We start from the raw sequence: 17121 nt of genomic DNA, 5'->3' as shown, positions 1-17121 counted from the left end.
GCGGCAGACGCCGGGGCCTTGCCCACAAGCCATTCTCCAGGAACCGTCCTTGAATTCTCCAACCGCCGCGTGATCCGTGTCGCCTGCTCCCTGGCGCACGTCCAACATCAGGCGGCCGGATCGTCACAGGGCGGCCCGATGCGATCGCTTCGGTCCCGCGGACCTTTCACGGCCGGGTTTAGAGAACGACGACCTTGGTGCCGACGCCGACCTGCTCGTAGAGCGCTTCCACGTCCTGATTGCGCATGCGGATGCAACCGGACGAGACGGCCTGGCCGATGGTCCAGGGCTGGTTGGTGCCGTGGATGCGATAGAGCGTCGAGCCGAGATAGAGCGCGCGTGCGCCGAGCGGGTTTTCCTGACCGCCGGGCATGTAGGCCGGCAGGATGCGGCCCTTCTTCTTTTCGCGCGCGATCATTTCCCGGGGCGGTGTCCAGCCGGGCCATTTCTTCTTCTGGGTAACCTTGTGGGTGCCGCGCCAGGAGAAGCCGGGCTTCCCGACGCCCACGCCGTAGCGCATCGCGGTGCCGTCCGAGCCGACATGATAGAGGAAGCGGGCCTTGGTATCGATGACGATCGTGCCCGGCTTCTGGCGCGTTCCGTAGGGGACGCGCTGGGGCAGAAACGCGGGATCGACCATCCGCTGCGGCGCGACCTGGCGGGTGGCGGCCGGGTACGGCCGGGCGTGCCGGGTAAGGCCGGGCCGAACCGCCTGGCGCGGCTGGTAGCCGCGTACCGCGACCGGCCGCTCAGGCGCGAACGGGTGGGGCGAGAAGATCGAGCGGCCGGCCGTGCGGGTGGCCTGGGGAAGCGGACCGCCGAACACGACGCCCGCGGCATTGACGCCTCTTTCCCGCTTCAGCTGGAAAAGCCAGGCATCGCGGACCTCCTGCGGGGCTTCGACGGGCGGGCGGGGCGAATAGCGCTGGTCCGCCTTCGCCGGGAGGGCGCCTCCACCAAACGATGTTGCAACGAGGACGAGCGCCGCGAAGGTCGCGGACAGTCTTGGTGTTGAGCTTTGCATTCGGCCGATCCATTCGAAACGCCGGGCATGAGCCGGCTGGCATGTCCCGATAGTGGCCGGTTTCAGCGTTCGAATGGTTAAGCGATCGGTACGACTTTCACTAAAGGTTAATCCTTGGTTGCATCCGCCTCACGTTCCGCGCCCCGGCGCGCCATGGGGCGTCGCGGTGAAGGATCATCGGTTCCCTCGTCCGATCTCGGCGTTCAGGAAGGCTTCCGCCCGTGCGAGCGAGGCTTCGCCGCTTGGTGTGCCGAAGACCTCGAAGACATGGCAGCCGCCATTGGTCAGCGACATCTGCGTCGGGTTGCCGGCCGCCTGCCAGCGCGCGGCCATGAACAGCGTGTCGTCGATCAGGAGATCGGCCGTGCCGCAGGAGAAGAAGGCCGGGGGCATGTCGTGCAGCCTGGCGCACAAAGGCGAATTCTCGGGCGTGCGCCGCGCCTCCGCCCGCGGGACCGCGAGGGATGCGAACTGCGAAACGTCCCGGCTGTTGAGGATGAGGCGATCCTCCCCGAAATTGGCCACGCTCGGGGTCAGGCCCAGATCGTAGCAGCCGGCCACGAGAAGCGCGGCCCGGAACGGTTGCGCATGATGATCGTCGCGCAGCCTGAGCAGCGTCGCGGCGCACAGATGGGCTCCGGCCGATTCGCCGCCGATGGCGAAGAAACCGTCCGGGCAGTCGGCAACCCCGCCGCCGGTGACCGCGAGCGCGGCCTCGCAGCAGTCGTCGCCCGCCGCCGGGAACGGGTGCTCGGGCGCCAACCGGTAATCGACCGACACCGTGACGAGGCCCGTTGCCTCCGCAAGCCTGCGCAGACGGGGATCGCTTTCCATCGCGCTGCCGAACACCCAGCCGCCGCCATGGACATGGAAGAAGGTTCCGCGCGCCTCGCGGGTTCGGGGCCTCAGCACCCGCACGCGGATCGCGCGCCCGTCGCGGCCCGCGATCTCCACGATCTCGGCATGGGGATCGGGTTCGGGCCTTGGAAAGATGCCCTTGCCCTCGATCCGGGCCCGGCGCACCTCCTCGATCGGCACCGACCAGGTGTCCGGCCGTTTCGCGTGCTCGGCCCTGATCGTCTCGTTCAGCGCGCGGAGGTCGGCCGGGATATGATGGGGATCGAATGCATGGGGGGCGGGCAGGGGAAACATGAGGCAGGTGTTCCGTCGCGTTGGGGAATTCTTCGTCCCGGCATCAACTAGACATGTCCGCCGCCATGGCCAGTTGACGCCACAAGGATCGGCAGCGCAAAACCGCGCCGATGCCCGAACGCGAACGCGACGAGGACCGGATGCACCAGCATATCGAGACGATCATCATCGAGACGCCGGGGCAGGGGTTCACCGACATCTCGCGCGACGTCGCGCGGAAGCTGGCGGCGGCGGGTGCTTCGGAAGGGCTCCTCACGCTCTTCATCCGCCACACCTCCGCCTCCCTGACCATCCAGGAGAACGCCGATCCGGACGTCCGACACGATCTCCTCGACGCGCTCGCTCGTCTCGCGCCCGCTGACGGCGACTATCTCCACACCGTCGAGGGGCCGGACGACATGCCGGCCCATATCAAGACCATGCTGACGCAAACGAGCCTGGCGGTTCCCGTCAGCGGTGGCCGGATGATGCTGGGAACCTGGCAGGGTCTCTACGTGGTCGAACACAGGGTCCGGCCCCATCGGCGCGAAGTGGTGCTGCATTTTTCCGGCGAGGCGGGCTGATCGGTGCGTAGAGACCGGACGCCCGAAGGGCGGGCCGGCTTGACGCCCGGCCTCCCGCATCTTGCGGACCGCGCCCGTGAACGATACCGGCTTCCGCGACGTTGACTCTCGAAACCCGAACACAGATCCTGCTTGCGGGGCGCGATTATCCGTCCGGCATTGCTTTCGAAAGGCCCCGATCGTGGAAATCATCTCCCTTCAGCCCATCGTCGCCCTGGTCGCCGGCGTTCTCATCCTCATCATGCCGCGTCTCCTCAGCTTCATCGTCGCGATCTATCTGATCTTCGTGGGCGTTTCGGGGCTCTTCCCGGATCTCATCAACCAGATCGCGTCCGGCACGGCCGGCTGATCCGATGGCGCACAGCAGGGAACGCGTCGTCATTCTGGGCGGCGGTGCGGGCGGTCTCGAACTGGCCTGCAGTCTCGCAGGTCGCGGCGCGGTCGCCGTTACCCTCGTCGACGTCAACGGATCCCATGTCTGGAAGCCCCGGCTGCACGAATTCGCCGCTGGAACGGTCGATTCGACCTTGTCGGAAATGAGCTTCTACATGCTGGCCTCCATGCGCGGCTTCAGCTTCGAGCAGGGCCGGGTGGTCACGATCGACCCGCAGAACCGCCTGGTCCGCCTCGGGCCCGTCCGCAGCCGGCACGGTGCCATCGAGGGGCCCTCGCGCGATGTCGCCTACGACCGCCTCGTCGTCGCGCTCGGCGGGGTGACGCCGGATTTCGGGACCCCGGGCGTCGAGGACCACGCCGTTCGCCTGGACGAGAAGGCCGATGCCGACGATTTCCGCGACCTGTTCGTCGCAGCTCTCCTGAAAGCCCGGGAATGCGGCGAACCGGCCCGTGTCTCGATCGTCGGATCGGGAGCGACCGGAACCGAGCTTGCCGCACATCTGAGGGTGTCCGAGCGCAGCTTCATCAACGATGCCGTCACGGGCCGCAAGCAGCGGCTGCTGGATATCGTGATTCTCGAAGCTGCGCCGGAGATCATGCCGGGCGCGTCCGGCGATCTGCGCAAAGCGGTGTGCGACCGCCTCGCAAAGCTCGACATCAAGACGCGTGTCGGTGCGCGGATCGCCTCGGTGGAGGCCGATGCCGTCGTCGGCGAGAATGGCGAGCGGTGGCCGACCGACATCACCGTCTGGGCGGCCGGTCTCGTCGGCCATCCGTGTCTGGAAGGCCTGTCGGACTTCGACATGGACAATAAGCACCGCATCATCGTCGATGCGCGGCTGAAGACGACGGTGGACGGGAGGATCTACGCGCTCGGCGACGCGGCGAGCTTCAAGCCCGCGGCGGATGCGCAGCCTTTGCCGCCGACCGCCCAATGCGCCAGTCAGCAGGCGGCCTATCTGGCCGCGGCGATCCCCACGACGATCGCCGGAGGTACGCCCGAGCCGTTCGAATATGACGACAAGGGGCGGTTGATCTCGCTGGCGCGCGGGGGCTCGGTCGGGAGCATCAGCCTGTTCCGCTCCAGGAACGATCTCCTCGTCCACGGCCAGTTCGCGCAGGCCGCCTATCAGAGCATCCAGCGCAAGCATCAATGGGCCGTTCTCGGCTATTTGCGCGGCTCGGTGGCGATCTTCGCCGATGCGATCTCACCCACCAAGGGTCCGGCGCTGAAGCTGCACGGATAGGTCTTTCGCGACACTCGGCTGGGTCAGATGGCCGGACCGGTCAGCTTTTCCGCAAGCCGGCCCACGGCATCCTGTGCCGATTGGAGCGCCGGGTAGACGTCCAGAACCTCCCGGTAGACCTCGAGCGCCTTCTCGTCGTTTCCCGTGCGTTCCAAGATCAGCGCCAGCCCCATCAAGGCGCCCCAGTGCCGGGGCTCGCGGGCAAGCGTCTGCTCGATATCGGCAATCGACTTGCCGAAGGCGCCGCTTGCGAAATGTGCCGTCGCGCGGCGGTTCCACGCCTCCGCGAAATCCGGTTCCAGAATGATCGCCTGATCGAGAAGGTCGAGCACTATGTCCGGCTGCTTGTGGCCCATGGCCTGGGTCGCACGGAGCATCAGGAGATCGACGGTCGCGCTGCCGCTTTCCTGCCAGCGCTTCTGGATCTTCCGGGCCGTGCGCCGGGCCTCGCGCTCGTCACCGGCTTTCTTCAGGTCGGAAAACAGGTTGTCGAGGGTTTCCGGCGCCCGTTCGGCCGGCTCGGCCAGATCGGTGGAGGATGGATCACCCTCGGGCGAGAGGGCGTCCGCCGCGTCCCCGTCCTCCAGGGGGCCGCCGAAGGCTTCGGGCGGCACGTCCGGATCGGCATCGGGTGCAGGCCGCACCATCGGTCCCTGATCGCCGGGGTCCGGCGGCATGGGCATGTCGGGCATCGGCAGTTCCGGCATGGAGCCGGGGGGCGCCGCGTCGGGATTGATCACGGACGGATCGTCCGCCCGCTGCGCCGACGAACCGGAGGGCGCGGCAAGGCCGAACATGGCTGCGATGACGAAGGCGGCGGGCAAACGAAAAACGGCTCTCATGAGGTCGCAGACTACCGACCTCGTGGGAGCCGTCAAACTGAAAATGCCGTGATGGCTGCTTCGGGACGAAGCGTCACGGCCTTTCGGTGTCCTGCGTTCAGCCCTGGCGGGCCTTGAAGCGCGGTGCCACCTTGTTGATGATGTAGATCCGGCCCTTGCGGCGAACCATGCGGTTGGCGCGATGGCGGCCCTTGAGGGATTTCAGCGAGTTCTTGATCTTCATGTCGGTATCCTGACCGTCTCTTCGTGCGACGGGAACGAAAGGCCTGCCGCCGCTCAAACAAAAAACGCGCCGTGAGACGCGTTCGTCCATTCAGTTATCTTGCATGGCGTTTAGCCAGCGACGGCGGAATTGTCAACGTGATCGGACGCCTTTCCGCCCGCAATTCCGGGGTGACGTCCCGGCGATGGGACGCGGCCGTCAGGACATGGCCGTGAGACGCGTGAAATGGCCCATCTTGCGGCCCGCCCGCACCTCGCTCTTGCCGTAGAGGTGGAGAACGAGATCGCTCTCGCCCATCAGGCTTTCCGATTTGCGCACCTCATCGCCGATGAGGTTCTCCATCACGCAGTTGGAATGACGCACCGGATCGCCCAGCGGCAGGCCGCAGACGGCGCGGATGTGCTGCTCGAACTGCGACACGGCGCAGGCCGCCTCGGTCCAGTGGCCGGAATTGTGGACGCGCGGCGCGATCTCGTTGACGAGGATCGTGTCGTCGGCGCGCACGAAGAACTCGACGCCGATGACGCCGACATAGGTGAGCTTGTCCAGGATCGCCGCCCCGGTCTTTCGCATGGCGTCCGCGACCGTCGCGGAGACCCGTCCGGGCACGCTCGAGCGGCGCAGGATGCCGAGGCTGTGCTCGTTGTCCGCGGGATCGTAGGCCTTGATGTCGCCTGCCTGCCCGCGGGCCGCGATCAGCGACGCCTCGTAGACGAACGGCACCTTGCCTTCCAGGATGCAGGGCTTGGCGCCGAGGCTCTCGAAGGCGTCCGAGACCGGACCCTCACGACGGATATTGGCCTGGCCCTTGCCGTCATAGCCGAAGCGGCGGGTCTTCAGGATGCAGTCCGTGCCGATGTCGACAAGCGCGTGCCCCAGCTCCTCGACGCTGCCGATCGCGCGCCATGGCGCGGTCTCGATGCCGATCCCGTTGAGGAACGCCTTCTCGACGACGCGGTCCTGCGCGACCTCCAGCGCCTCGGGTGGCGGGTAGAGCCCCGTGCCGATGATCGATTGGCGGGCGGGGCCCACCGGCACGTTCTCGAATTCATAGGTGACGACGTCGCAGCGGCTGGTCAGTTGCACCAGCGCCTTGCGATCGTCATAGGCGGCGACGATCGCTTCGTTCGCCACCTGGAAGGCGGGCGATTCCGGGTTCGGGTCGAGCACGATGGTGCGGTAGCCGAGCCGTGCGGCGGCCATGGCGAGCATCCGGCCCAGCTGTCCGCCGCCCAGGATGCCGACGGTCGATCCGGGGTTGAGCGCGTTCATCGAGCGGGCTCCTCGTTGACGGGTTCTTCGGTGACGCTCTCGCTCTGGGCGGTGCGGTAGGCGTCCAGCCGGTCGGCGATGCCCTCGTCCGACAGGGCGAGGACGCTGGCGGCCAGAAGCGCGGCGTTCACCGCGCCCGCCCGGCCGATGGCGAGCGTACCCACGGGAATGCCGGCCGGCATCTGGACGATCGACAGGAGACTGTCCTGGCCTTTCAGCGCCTTGCTCTCGATCGGAACGCCGAACACCGGCAGGGGCGTCATCGCGGCGGCCATGCCGGGCAGGTGCGCGGCGCCGCCGGCGCCCGCGATCACCACCTTGAAGCCCGCATGTTTCGCGCCGTGCGCGAACCGGTAGAGCCGGTCCGGCGTGCGGTGGGCCGAGACGATCTTCGCGCTGAAGGGAATGGCGAGACGTTCGAGGGTGTCGGCTGCGTTCTTCATGATCGGCCAGTCCGACTGGCTGCCCATGATGATGGCGACGACGGGGCGTTCGGCAGGCTGCGGGCTCATGCGAGAATGTCCGGAATGATCTGGTCTTCGCACTCCTTGAGGCGGTCCTTGATCGCGAGCTTCTTCTTCTTCATGCGCTGGATGCGGAGCTTGTCGCAGCCGTGAAGTTCCATCGCCTCGATCGCGGCGTCGAAATCGGCGTGCTCCTGGCGAAGTTTCGCGGTCTGCATCCGTAACGCCGCCTGTTCCTGGTCCGCCATCAGATCCCCTTCAATCCCGAACGTCCATCGCGAATCGGTCGCGAAAACGTGTTCGCGCCCAGCATAGCCGGTCCTTAGCAAGATCCCGACATTCTCGATAGCGGGCTATCAACCAACTTGTCCGAGGCTGTGCCGATTTGTTCGACAGCACGACGGTTTTGTGACACGCTCGCTTTGTTCTTGCCCGGATGGGTTCGGCCCCCCGGGCTGCCAACGGAAGGAGATTTGCATGTCCTTGGAAAATCATATCGCCAAGCTCGAACAGCGCCACTCGGTGCTGGACGCCAATCTGGCTGCGATGATCGCGAAGCAGCCGGCGACGAGCGATGCGGAACTCAAGGAGATGAAACTTCGCAAATTGCAGCTCAAGGATCAGATCGAACGCTTGAGGGGAACATCCCAGTAATATCCACCGCCGTTCGGTTCTCACCTTTGCGGTAGAACCTGACGCTCCGTTTTGACGGACAATCCGCGATAAGCCGGTCGATCGGGATCGGTCCGGCTTATCGTGATGGCGAACCCGGCGACGGCCCGGTGGAGCGCCGAACGACATCCGGCGATGTCGGCCGCGTTTGTCGTCCGCACGCCTCCCGCCCGGTCGGGTGCCCGCTCGGGTGAACGCCGCAGAACCACTCAGCTTTTTTCCGGTCTCCATGCGCTTGACGCCGCGACCGACGCGCGAGAGGGCCGGTGCCCGATGCCGTCCGATGGTTCGGCCAGCCGGCGGATCGAGCGACCGCTTCGCCGCATCTTCGGTTCGACATCACGAATGGTTGCGCCCTTCCCGAATGGCGGGGATGGCGCCTGCGTGCCGCGCATCCGCGCGTCCAATCCGCGCCGGATGTCGGAAGAGCATGCGGGGTCTCGACCTCGGCCTGCCGATGGGCGACAAGGGCCGCAAGGGCATCCTCCGCCGGGAGGATCGCACGCATTCCGCTTTCAAAGGGTTCACCTCATGTCGAAAATCCCAGCAACCGTCATCACCGGCTTCCTCGGCGCGGGCAAGACGACGATCATCCGCAACATGCTGCAGAATGCCGGTGGCCGGAAGATCGCGCTCATCATCAACGAATTCGGCGATCTGGGCGTCGACGGCGATATCCTGACCGGATGCGGGATCGAGACCTGTACCGAGGAGGACGTCGTCGAACTGACCAATGGCTGCATCTGCTGCACCGTCGCCGACGATTTCATTCCCACCATGACGAAGCTTCTGGAGCGCAAGGACGCACCCGATCATATCGTCATCGAGACGAGCGGCCTGGCGCTGCCGCAGCCCCTCGTCGCCGCGTTCAATTGGCCGGAGGTGAAGACCCGCGTCACGGTCGACGGCGTCGTCACGGTCGTCGACGCGGCGGCGGTCGCGGAGGGGCGGTTTGCCGACGACGAGGCGAAGGTCGCCGCCCAGCGCGCGGCCGACGAAAGCCTCGACCACGACAATCCTCTCGAGGAGCTTTTCGAGGACCAGTTGCGCGCAGCCGATCTGGTCGTTCTCAACAAGGCCGATCTCATCGATCGCGACACGCTCGAGAAAGTGCGCGCCGAAATCGCCGCGAAAACCAGCCGCTCGGTGCGCACCGTCGCATCCGAAAACGGCAGGCTGCCCACCGACGTCCTCCTCGGCATGAAGGCCGGCACGGAAGAGCTGATCGGCGAGCGCAAGTCCCATCACGAGATGGAGCATGCATCCGGCGAGCCGCATGATCACGACCACGACGAGTTCGAGAGTTTCGTCGCCAGCTTCGGCGCGCTCGCGGACCGCGAGGCGTTCGAACGCCGCCTGCCCGAGCTTCTCGCCCGCTACGACATCCTGCGCATGAAGGGTTTCGCCGACGTTCCCGGCAAGAAGATGCGTCTCGTGGTGCAGGCTGTCGGAAAGCGCGTGGAGACTTATTTCGATCGCCCCTGGAAGGCGGACGAGACCCGGGCGACGCGCCTCGTCGTCATCGGGCTGCACGATGGTCTCAAGCGGGAGACGCGCGAGGCGATCGAGCGGGAACTCGGGGCGATGGTCGCGGGCGAGGCGCGCCAGGCGGCCGAGTAGTCCGACCCGATGCATCTGCTTCTTGCCCAGAAGGGGACGATCGACGAGGGCGGCGAGGCGGTCGATCTCGGCCAGTCGCCGGCCGATATCGTCTTCCTGTCCGCCGCCGATACCGAGATCGCCAGCCTCGCCGGTGCCGCCGGCCGCCTCGGTGACGGCGCGCCGACGCTGAGGCTCGCCAATGTGCTGCGGCTGAAGCACCCGATGTCCGTCGACGTCTATGTCGAGCGGACGCTGCGCCACGCAAAGCTCGTCGTCCTGCGTCTCCTCGGCGGCAGGGCCTACTGGCCCTACGGTCTCGACGCGCTCCGCGCCGCCACGCAAGGATCGGGAACAAGGCTCTGCGTGCTGCCCGGCGACGACAAGCCGGACGCGGGACTTTCCGCCTATTCGACGCTTCCGCCGGAAACCTGCGACCGGCTGTTTCGCTATCTCGCCGAAGGCGGGGCCCAGAACGCGGAGAATTTCCTGCGCGCCGCCCGTGCGGTGATCGAGGGCGGCGAGATGCCGGAAGACGCCCGGCCGCTCCTGAAGGCCGGCCGGCTCGATATCGCGAACCGCGCGCGAACGGGGAGCCGTCTGAGCGACGACCGCCCGAAGGCGTCCGTCGTCTTCTATCGCGCGCTCGTGCAGAGCGGACAGACCGGCGCGATCGAAGCGCTCTGCCGCGCCTTGGAGGATGCGGGTCTCGACGCAGAAGCGGTGTTCGTCTCCAGCCTCAAGGATCCCGTATCCATCGAGACGGTTCGCACGCTGTTTGCCAGGAACCCGCCCGATATCGTCGTCAATCTCACCGGGTTTGCGGTTTCCTCCCCGAGCGGCACGCGAACGCCGACCGTTCTGGAGGAAGGCGGCGCCGTCGTCCTGCAGGCGGTGCTGGCGAGCGGCGCGCGCGAGGCCTGGATCTCGTCGAGCCAGGGTCTGTCAGCCCGCGATCTCGCCATGAGCGTGGCGCTACCCGAGGTCGACGGGCGGGTCCTGTCCCGGGCGATCGCCTTCAAGACCGCCGGCGAATGGGACGCCAACACCGAGACCGACATCGTCGCCCACAAGCCGGTCGCAGATCGCATCCGCCATGTCGCAGATCTCGCCGCCCGGTGGGCGCGTCTGCGCAACAAGGCCAATGGCGGGAAGACGGTCGCCATCGTTCTCGCCAACTACCCCAATCGCGACGGACGGCTCGGCAACGGCGTCGGCCTCGATACGCCGGCCGGAACGATCGAGGTTCTGAAGGCCATGGCGGCGGCGGGTTACCGGGTCGGCGACATCCCGCGCGACGGCAATGCGCTGATCGACCATCTGATGGCGGGCCCGACCAATGCCGGGACGACGGCGCGGGACATCCGCGAGACCCTCTCGCTGGACGATTATCAGGCCTTCTTCAAGACCCTGCCGGACGGCGTCCGCGCCAGGGTGGGCGAACGCTGGGGCGCGCCGGAAAGCGATCCGTTCGTTCTCAAACATGGGGGGCAAACCGTCTTCGCGCTGCCGCTGGCGCGGTTCGGGCAGACCCTGATCGGCGTCCAGCCGGCGCGCGGCTACAATATCGATCCGAAGGAAACCTACCACTCGCCCGACCTCGTGCCGCCGCACAATTATTTTGCCTTCTACGCCTATCTGCGGACGAAGGCCGGGATCGACGCGATCGTCCACATGGGCAAGCACGGCAATCTGGAATGGCTGCCGGGCAAGGCGCTGGCGCTCTCGGAGGATTGCTTTCCGGAAGCCGTCCTCGGCGCGATCCCGCATCTCTATCCCTTCATCGTCAACGATCCGGGCGAGGGCACCCAGGCCAAGCGGCGCACCAGCGCGGTGATCGTCGATCATCTGACGCCCCCGCTCACCCGCGCCGAGACCTATGGCGACCTTAAGGATCTGGAAGTGCTGGTGGACGAGTATTACGAAGCGTCGGGTTCCGATCCACGACGCCTCGTGCTGCTGAGGCCGCGCATTCTCGATCTCGTGCGCGATATCGGCGTCGATCATGATGCCGGCATCGGCGCCGGAGACGGCGACGATGCCGCGCTCGAGAAACTCGACGCCTATCTGTGCGACCTCAAGGAAATGCAGATCCGCGACGGATTGCACATTTTCGGCAAGGCGCCGGAGGGTCGGCTGCTCACCGATCTGACGGTCGCGCTGGCGCGCCTGCCGCGCGGCTCGCGTCCCGGCGACGGATCGCTCCACCGGGCCATCGCGGCCGATCTCCTCAGCGGCGGCGAGATCGGGTTCGACCCGCTCGACTGCGCCATGGCCGAGCCTTGGCAGGGGCCGCGTCCAGCCTGCCTTCGGGACCTCCTCGACGATCCCTGGCGCACGAAGGGCGATACGGTCGAGCGCATCGAGATCCTGGCAGGCGAGCTGGTTTCCGAACGCCGGCAGCCCGGCACCGACATGGCAGCCACGGCCCTGGTGCTCGCCGAAATCCGCGCCCGCATCATGCCGTCGGTGACGGCCTGCGGAAACGCCGAGATCGACGGCATCCTGACGGGGCTCGCCGGGCGCTTTCTGGAGCCGGGTCCCTCCGGCGCGCCGACGCGCGGGCGGCCGGACGTGCTGCCGACGGGACGCAACTTCTTCTCGGTCGACACCCGCGCCGTGCCGACCGAAGCGGCCTACGAGCTCGGGCGCAGGTCCGCCGAGCTTCTTGTGACGCGTCACCTGCAGGACCATGGCGAATATCCCGCGAGCATCGGTCTGACGGCCTGGGGCACGTCCAACATGCGCACCGGCGGCGACGACATCGCGCAAGCGCTCGCGCTGATCGGCGTCGCGCCCGAATGGGACCGGGCCTCGCGCCGCGTAACCGGCTTTCGCATCCGCACGCAGGCCGAACTCGGCCGGCCCCGGGTCGATGTCACCTTGCGGATCTCCGGCTTCTTCCGGGATGCGTTTCCGGACCAGATCGCGCTCTTCGACAGCGCGGTGCGGGCCGTCGCCGCCCTCGACGAGGATGCCGACGACAATCCGATCGCCGCCCGGGTCGCGGCGGAGACCGGCGATCTCGTGGCCGCCGGCGCATCGCGAGAGGACGCGCTTCGGCGCGCAAGCTTCAGGGTCTACGGCTCCCGGCCCGGCGCCTACGGGGCAGGGCTGCAGGCGCTCATCGACGAGAAGGGGTGGGACAGCGCGGCCGATCTCGCCGCGAGCTATCTGACCTGGGGCGCCTACGCCTATGGCCGCGACGGCGAGGGCATGCCGGAGCGCGAAGGCTTCGAGAGGCGGATCGGCGGGATCGACGCGGTCGTCCAGAACCAGGACAATCGCGAGCACGATCTTCTGGATTCGGACGACTACTATCAGTTCGAAGGGGGCATGACGGCGGCGGCCGAGCACCTGTCGGGCAAGCGGCCGGCGATCTACCACAACGATCATTCGCGCCCAGAGCGCCCCGTGATCCGCGCGCTGGACGAGGAGATCGGACGCGTCGTGCGGGCTCGCGTCGTCAACCCGAAATGGATCGCCGGCGTCATGCGCCACGGCTACAAGGGCGCGTTCGAGATGGCGGCGACGGTCGACTACATGTTCGCATTCGCGGCGACCACGGGCGCCGTCAAGGACCATCATTTCGACGCGGTCTACCGCGCCTTCGTGCTGGACGACGAGGTCCGCCGCTTCATGGAGGACAACAATGTCCATGCCTTCGAGGACATGGCGGACAGGATGATGGAAGCGATCGATCGCGGCCTGTGGAAGCCGAGGAGCAATTCGGCGCGCGCCGAGCTTGGCGCGATCGCCGCGCGGCATCGCCCCGCCGCGGCGGTCTCGTCCGTCCCATCCGGCGCGGAGGCCGATCCGCATGGCCGAGACTGAAAGCCCGGACCTGCCCCACACGATCCTGCGCGTGACCGCCGACAATCCCGGTCCGATGACCTTTCGCGGCACCAACAGCTACGTCTTCGGCGACGAGACGTCCTGCTGCATTCTCGATCCCGGCCCCGATATCGGCGCCCATCTGGAAGCGCTTGATCGCGCCGTCGCGGGGCGCCGCGTCGAGGCGATCCTCCTGACCCATCGGCACGGGGACCATAGCGGTCTCGTGACGCAGGCGATGGCCCGCTTCGGCGCGCCGCTCCTGGCCGCCCCGTCACCGGAACGGCCCTATCAGGCGTCCGTCGATTTCGGTCGCCTGCACGCCGATCGGGCCCTTGCGCACGGCAACCGGCTGGATCTTGCGGGCCACGCCGTGGACGTCGTCGCAACGCCGGGGCATACCTCGGACCATCTGGCATTCGCCCTGCCTGAGCATGGCGTGCTGTTTTCGGGCGATCACGTGATGGGATGGTCGACCACCGTCGTCATTCCGCCCGATGGTTCGATGCGGGCCTATCGCGAATCACTGAGAATCCTGCTCGGGCGCTCCGACCGGCTCTTCCTGCCGGGGCATGGCGACGCGATCGCACGTCCGCGCCGGCTGGTGCGCAGCATCCTTGCCCATCGCAGGCAGCGCGAGGCGATGATCCTGCGTGAACTCCGCAAGGGACCGGGGACGGTCCAGGACCTCGTCGGGCGCCTCTATCCGGGCATCGGCGAAGCGCTTGCGGTGGCGGCGGGCTTTTCGGTCAGGGCCCACCTCGCCGAGATGATCGAGAATGGGGCGATCGAGGGGCCGGACCCTGTCTTGAGCGATGGCGCATTCTCCGCGAAATAATTCGTGCAATAAAATCATGGGGATGAGATGTTTTTCGCGTCATCCGGCCCGTGGCCCGTTAGGGTTTATGCCTTCCTTAAAAACTCTCCGGCATTCTTGCATTCGAGCTTCTTATCGAAGTGAAGCGGCCGGGCACGCAAGGCCCGTCCGTTCCGCGAATGGCATGAAGAGTGTTGCTTATGATGATTCAGCCAGATGGCGCGGCTGCCTCGCCGGGAGGCAAGATCGGCTTGCAGTCCGGTGCGTTCGAGACGCCGATCGCCGCGGCCCTGGCCTGCGGGTGTGCCGAGGCGGCATCCGCGTCGCGCCGGCACAAGGTCACGATCGGCACTCTCCTGGCTGGCGCGCTTCTGGCATCGGTCGCAACGCCGGTGATGATCGCCGCCGGGTTGAGCGGTGCCGTGGTCGCAGCGCCCCTGTTCCTTGCCGGCATCGCCGTCGCGGCGGCTTCGCTCGTCGCCCCGATCCGTTCGAAGAACGCAGCGGCCGGACAGCCCTTGCAGACGTCTCAGACAGTTTCCTCCACCGCGGCGTTGCCGATCGCCGATCTGTTCGGCGCCTCCGCCTTCGTCGTGACGGCCGCCGGCTCGATCGAGACCGCGAACCAGGCCGGCCTCGATCTGACGCGTGCTCTTCCGACCCGGCTCGATCCGCCCGTCCTGTTCGACCTCCTCGCCGCCGAGAGCCGCTCGGTCGCCATGGCGGCGCTGAAGGAGCGGAGCGCGACGCCGGTCGATGTCCGCCTGCGCGGCGGTGCCGTCCGGTGCCTGCATATCGTCGCCGCCCGCAACGATTGGAACGCCATCGCCGTGTTGAGTGCGCCGCCCGAAGCCCCGCCCGTCAGCGAGCCGCAGGCCGGCAACCCGTCCGGGGCGGTGCTCGCGGCGGTCAGCCATGAGTTGCGCACCCCCCTCAACGCCATCATCGGATTTTCGGGCATTCTCGAGAACGAACTTTTCGGCAAGCTCGGCACCGACCGCCAGCGTGAATATGTCGGGCTGATCCAGAGCTCCGGTCGCCACCTGCTGTCCGTCGTCAACGATATTCTCGACGTCTCGAAGATCGAGGCCGGTGCCTACCAGCTCCAGTGCGAGCATTTTCTTCTCGACGATCTGATCGACGAGGCCAACGCCATGCTGCGCTGCCAGGCGGCGGACAAGGGGATTGAGATCGTGATCGCCGGGCCGTCCGGTGGCACCATGATCCACGGGGACAGGCGGGCGATGCACCAGATGCTCGTCAACCTCCTCGCCAACGGGGTCAAGTTCACCGATTCCGGCACCGTGACCCTGACATGGGAGCGCGTGGGCCGCGATCTGAGGCTTTCCGTCGCCGATACCGGCATCGGCATCGCCGCCGACCAGATCGGCAAGCTCGGCATGCCTTTCGTCCAGGCCTCGTGCGGCCTTGCCCGTCGCTACGAGGGCACCGGGCTCGGTCTCGCCTATGTGCGCGGCATGAGCGAACTGCATGGCGGCACGATGATGATCGAGAGCCAGGAAGGCAAGGGCACGACCGTCACCCTCGACCTGCCGCTCGTGCCGCGTCAGGCGGTTCTTACCGAAGATCAGACAATCACGACGTTGAACCATGCCCGCAAATCGCACAATGAAAGTCTTGCCCATGCAGCGCAGCGCCGGACGGCTTGAGATCCCTCGCCGGGTCTGCGTCAACGCAGGACTGGCGGCAGGTTCCCTCCTGAAGAGGGGCGCAGGCCAGCTGCGCCGTAACCCTGCCATCTCGCTCGGGACGGCGGCGTTCGGGGCGTTTTTCGTCTGGGTCGCGGGCAATGCGCTGTTCGCGCAGCACGAGGCTCATCCCGCTCCCCTCGTGATGACGCGCGGCACGATCGATCCGAGCCTCGACGTGGCGGCGACCGGCTCGACCTTCGATCCGCTGCTGCAGTCGCTGCAATCGGGCCTTGCGCGAACGGGCCATTACCGGAAGACCATCGACGGCCGCTTCGGGCCGGGCACCCGCGCGGCGATCGAGCGCTTCCAGCGCGAGAACGGCCTCACCGTCGACGGGCGCCCGACGCCCGAACTCCTGACGCGCGTACGCCAGGTCGCCGATCTCGGGGCTCCGAGTCCGAGCCGCAAGCCGGTGGAATGGACCGACACCGAGGAACGGGAACTGAGCGCCACGGCGGCGGACGGCCGCGGCGACCGCGTCCTGCAGACGCCCGACAGCCTGTCCTCGATCATCGAACTGAGCGAGGTCGAAACCCTCAGTCAGGCCGAACTCGTGCGCAAGATCCAGACGGGTCTCAACGCGATCAGCACCGAGACGATCGTCTCGGACGGGATCGCCGGCCAGCAGACGATCATGGCCATCAAGGAGTTCGAGAAGGTCGAGGGTCTGGACGTCACGGGCCGCCCCGACGAAGCGCTGCTGAAGGAATTGATCCGCGTCGGCGCATTCGCCGGCTGAAGCGCCGACGCCTCGGCGCACCTACGCCGCGAGGCTGGCCTTGCCGGCGCCGAACGACTAGATCGACGCCATGCGTATCACCAGCGAACTCTTCGTGTCCCAGCTGACCCGCCGCGTCTTCAACGATGGCGGGTTCGCGGCCATCGAACGCAAGGGGGCGGAGGCGGCCGGTGCGATCTACATCGTCTCGCGCGACAGGCTGGGGCAGGTGACGCTGTTCGCTCCGGCGTTCCAGAGCCTCGTCGAAGACGGCGGAATGCGCGCCTTCGTGCGGGAGCCGGCCACCGACGAATCGACGTTCCAGGCCCGTTTCGAGCGGGAAGCCCGGTTCGATCCCGATTTCTGGCTCGTCGAGATCGAGACCGGGGAGCCGGAGAAATATCTCGACCTTCTGGACGGGTGATCGCCCGTCCGGACGCGCCGCGCGTGGCGCGCCCGGGAACCGATCGCGTGCCGACGATCAAACTCGAAAGGTCCGGGGCGTGCCGGGACAGGGCCGGTGCCCGGTCGCACGCGTCGATCCTCGTCCGGCCATGATCATGCCATCTGCAACGTGCAGGAGGTG

Annotated in this window: 17 protein-coding genes; 10 read left to right on the top strand and 7 right to left on the bottom strand. The window is 67.1% G+C overall.

From position 1 onward, the window contains the following. Positions 1–178: 178 nt before the first annotated feature. Together U0C82_RS01070 and U0C82_RS01065 are read right to left on the bottom strand one after the other, a co-directional pair. On the bottom strand, positions 179–1024 hold the full coding sequence (locus tag U0C82_RS01070) for a L,D-transpeptidase (RefSeq protein ID WP_322185021.1): 846 nt from the start codon (positions 1022–1024) through the stop codon (positions 179–181). Between the two features lie 174 nt (positions 1025–1198). Then, entirely contained in the window at positions 1199–2176 is a 978-nt protein-coding gene (locus U0C82_RS01065) for an alpha/beta hydrolase (protein ID WP_322185019.1), read from the bottom strand. A gap of 110 nt (positions 2177–2286) precedes the next feature. Here U0C82_RS01065 and U0C82_RS01060 point away from each other — a divergent pair, with 110 nt between their 5' ends. The 3 genes from U0C82_RS01060 to U0C82_RS01050 all read left to right on the top strand — a co-directional run bounded on the left by U0C82_RS01060 (position 2287) and on the right by U0C82_RS01050 (position 4382). Continuing rightward, positions 2287–2739 (top strand): secondary thiamine-phosphate synthase enzyme YjbQ, encoded by a 453-nt coding sequence (locus tag U0C82_RS01060; RefSeq protein WP_322185017.1) that lies wholly within the window; start codon positions 2287–2289, stop codon positions 2737–2739. Positions 2740–2920: 181 nt separating this feature from the next. After that, on the top strand, positions 2921–3088 hold the full coding sequence (locus tag U0C82_RS01055) for a DUF3096 domain-containing protein (RefSeq protein ID WP_322185015.1): 168 nt from the start codon (positions 2921–2923) through the stop codon (positions 3086–3088). 4 nt (positions 3089–3092) lie between these two features. Continuing rightward, positions 3093–4382 (top strand): NAD(P)/FAD-dependent oxidoreductase, encoded by a 1290-nt coding sequence (locus tag U0C82_RS01050; protein WP_322185013.1) that lies wholly within the window; start codon positions 3093–3095, stop codon positions 4380–4382. Between the two features lie 23 nt (positions 4383–4405). On the opposite strand, the gene U0C82_RS01045 is transcribed toward U0C82_RS01050, so the two are convergent. The 5 genes from U0C82_RS01045 to U0C82_RS01025 form a co-directional block, all read right to left on the bottom strand. Next, complete coding sequence (locus U0C82_RS01045; RefSeq protein ID WP_322185011.1) at positions 4406–5224, bottom strand: tetratricopeptide repeat protein; 819 nt, start codon at positions 5222–5224, stop codon at positions 4406–4408. 97 nt (positions 5225–5321) lie between these two features. Next, positions 5322–5447: a type B 50S ribosomal protein L36 gene (gene ykgO / locus U0C82_RS01040; protein WP_322185009.1), complete on the bottom strand. Its 126-nt coding sequence runs from the start codon at positions 5445–5447 to the stop codon at positions 5322–5324. Between the two features lie 198 nt (positions 5448–5645). Next, entirely contained in the window at positions 5646–6719 is a 1074-nt protein-coding gene (locus U0C82_RS01035; protein ID WP_322185007.1) for a 5-(carboxyamino)imidazole ribonucleotide synthase, read from the bottom strand. After that, entirely contained in the window at positions 6716–7231 is a 516-nt protein-coding gene (gene purE / locus U0C82_RS01030) for a 5-(carboxyamino)imidazole ribonucleotide mutase (protein ID WP_322185005.1), read from the bottom strand. The genes U0C82_RS01035 and purE overlap by 4 nt, the downstream gene beginning before the upstream one ends. After that, positions 7228–7431, bottom strand: coding sequence for a YdcH family protein (locus U0C82_RS01025; protein ID WP_322185003.1), 204 nt, complete (start codon positions 7429–7431; stop codon positions 7228–7230). The genes purE and U0C82_RS01025 overlap by 4 nt, the downstream gene beginning before the upstream one ends. A gap of 229 nt (positions 7432–7660) precedes the next feature. On the opposite strand from U0C82_RS01025, the gene U0C82_RS01020 reads away from it, so the two are divergent. From U0C82_RS01020 to U0C82_RS00990, 7 genes are all read left to right on the top strand, one after another. Beyond that, entirely contained in the window at positions 7661–7837 is a 177-nt protein-coding gene (locus tag U0C82_RS01020) for a YdcH family protein (protein WP_322185001.1), read from the top strand. 549 nt (positions 7838–8386) lie between these two features. Then, a complete protein-coding gene (gene cobW, locus U0C82_RS01015; protein WP_322184999.1) occupies positions 8387–9475 on the top strand; it encodes a cobalamin biosynthesis protein CobW in 1089 nt (362 codons plus the stop codon). A gap of 9 nt (positions 9476–9484) precedes the next feature. Next, positions 9485–13288 (top strand): cobaltochelatase subunit CobN, encoded by a 3804-nt coding sequence (gene cobN, locus U0C82_RS01010; protein ID WP_322184997.1) that lies wholly within the window; start codon positions 9485–9487, stop codon positions 13286–13288. Then, on the top strand, positions 13275–14126 hold the full coding sequence (locus U0C82_RS01005) for an MBL fold metallo-hydrolase (RefSeq protein ID WP_322184995.1): 852 nt from the start codon (positions 13275–13277) through the stop codon (positions 14124–14126). The genes cobN and U0C82_RS01005 overlap by 14 nt, the downstream gene beginning before the upstream one ends. A 179-nt stretch (positions 14127–14305) precedes the next feature. Further along, complete coding sequence (locus tag U0C82_RS01000) at positions 14306–15775, top strand: ATP-binding protein (protein ID WP_322184993.1); 1470 nt, start codon at positions 14306–14308, stop codon at positions 15773–15775. Further along, positions 15750–16556: a peptidoglycan-binding domain-containing protein gene (locus U0C82_RS00995; protein ID WP_322184991.1), complete on the top strand. Its 807-nt coding sequence runs from the start codon at positions 15750–15752 to the stop codon at positions 16554–16556. Before U0C82_RS01000 ends, U0C82_RS00995 begins: the two co-directional genes overlap by 26 nt. 70 nt (positions 16557–16626) lie before the next feature. Beyond that, the gene (locus U0C82_RS00990; RefSeq protein ID WP_322184989.1) at positions 16627–16959 is read left to right on the top strand and encodes a DUF1491 family protein; all 333 of its coding nucleotides are present in this window, start codon (positions 16627–16629) and stop codon (positions 16957–16959) included. Positions 16960–17121: the final 162 nt, after the last annotated feature.

Origin of the sequence: Fulvimarina uroteuthidis (assembly GCF_034321785.1) — a bacterium.
Classification (GTDB): domain Bacteria; phylum Pseudomonadota; class Alphaproteobacteria; order Rhizobiales; family Rhizobiaceae; genus Fulvimarina; species Fulvimarina uroteuthidis.
The sequence above is the reverse complement of the archived record's forward strand: the minus strand, read 5'-3'. Positions and strand labels throughout refer to the sequence as shown.

Bases quoted from the DNA above. Each gene is read 5' to 3' on its own strand.
- U0C82_RS01070 (WP_322185021.1), bottom strand. From the start codon at position 1,024: ATGCAAAGCTCAACACCAAGACTGTCCGCGACCTTCGCGGCGCTCGTC.
- U0C82_RS01065 (WP_322185019.1), bottom strand. From the start codon at position 2,176: ATGTTTCCCCTGCCCGCCCCCCATGCATTCGATCCCCATCATATCCCG.
- U0C82_RS01060 (WP_322185017.1), top strand. From the start codon at position 2,287: ATGCCCGAACGCGAACGCGACGAGGACCGGATGCACCAGCATATCGAG.
- U0C82_RS01050 (WP_322185013.1), top strand. From the start codon at position 3,093: ATGGCGCACAGCAGGGAACGCGTCGTCATTCTGGGCGGCGGTGCGGGC.
- U0C82_RS01045 (WP_322185011.1), bottom strand. From the start codon at position 5,224: ATGAGAGCCGTTTTTCGTTTGCCCGCCGCCTTCGTCATCGCAGCCATG.
- ykgO (WP_322185009.1), bottom strand. From the start codon at position 5,447: ATGAAGATCAAGAACTCGCTGAAATCCCTCAAGGGCCGCCATCGCGCC.
- U0C82_RS01035 (WP_322185007.1), bottom strand. From the start codon at position 6,719: ATGAACGCGCTCAACCCCGGATCGACCGTCGGCATCCTGGGCGGCGGA.
- purE (WP_322185005.1), bottom strand. From the start codon at position 7,231: ATGAGCCCGCAGCCTGCCGAACGCCCCGTCGTCGCCATCATCATGGGC.
- U0C82_RS01025 (WP_322185003.1), bottom strand. From the start codon at position 7,431: ATGGCGGACCAGGAACAGGCGGCGTTACGGATGCAGACCGCGAAACTT.
- U0C82_RS01020 (WP_322185001.1), top strand. From the start codon at position 7,661: ATGTCCTTGGAAAATCATATCGCCAAGCTCGAACAGCGCCACTCGGTG.
- cobW (WP_322184999.1), top strand. From the start codon at position 8,387: ATGTCGAAAATCCCAGCAACCGTCATCACCGGCTTCCTCGGCGCGGGC.
- cobN (WP_322184997.1), top strand. From the start codon at position 9,485: ATGCATCTGCTTCTTGCCCAGAAGGGGACGATCGACGAGGGCGGCGAG.
- U0C82_RS01005 (WP_322184995.1), top strand. From the start codon at position 13,275: ATGGCCGAGACTGAAAGCCCGGACCTGCCCCACACGATCCTGCGCGTG.
- U0C82_RS01000 (WP_322184993.1), top strand. From the start codon at position 14,306: ATGATGATTCAGCCAGATGGCGCGGCTGCCTCGCCGGGAGGCAAGATC.
- U0C82_RS00995 (WP_322184991.1), top strand. From the start codon at position 15,750: ATGCAGCGCAGCGCCGGACGGCTTGAGATCCCTCGCCGGGTCTGCGTC.
- U0C82_RS00990 (WP_322184989.1), top strand. From the start codon at position 16,627: ATGCGTATCACCAGCGAACTCTTCGTGTCCCAGCTGACCCGCCGCGTC.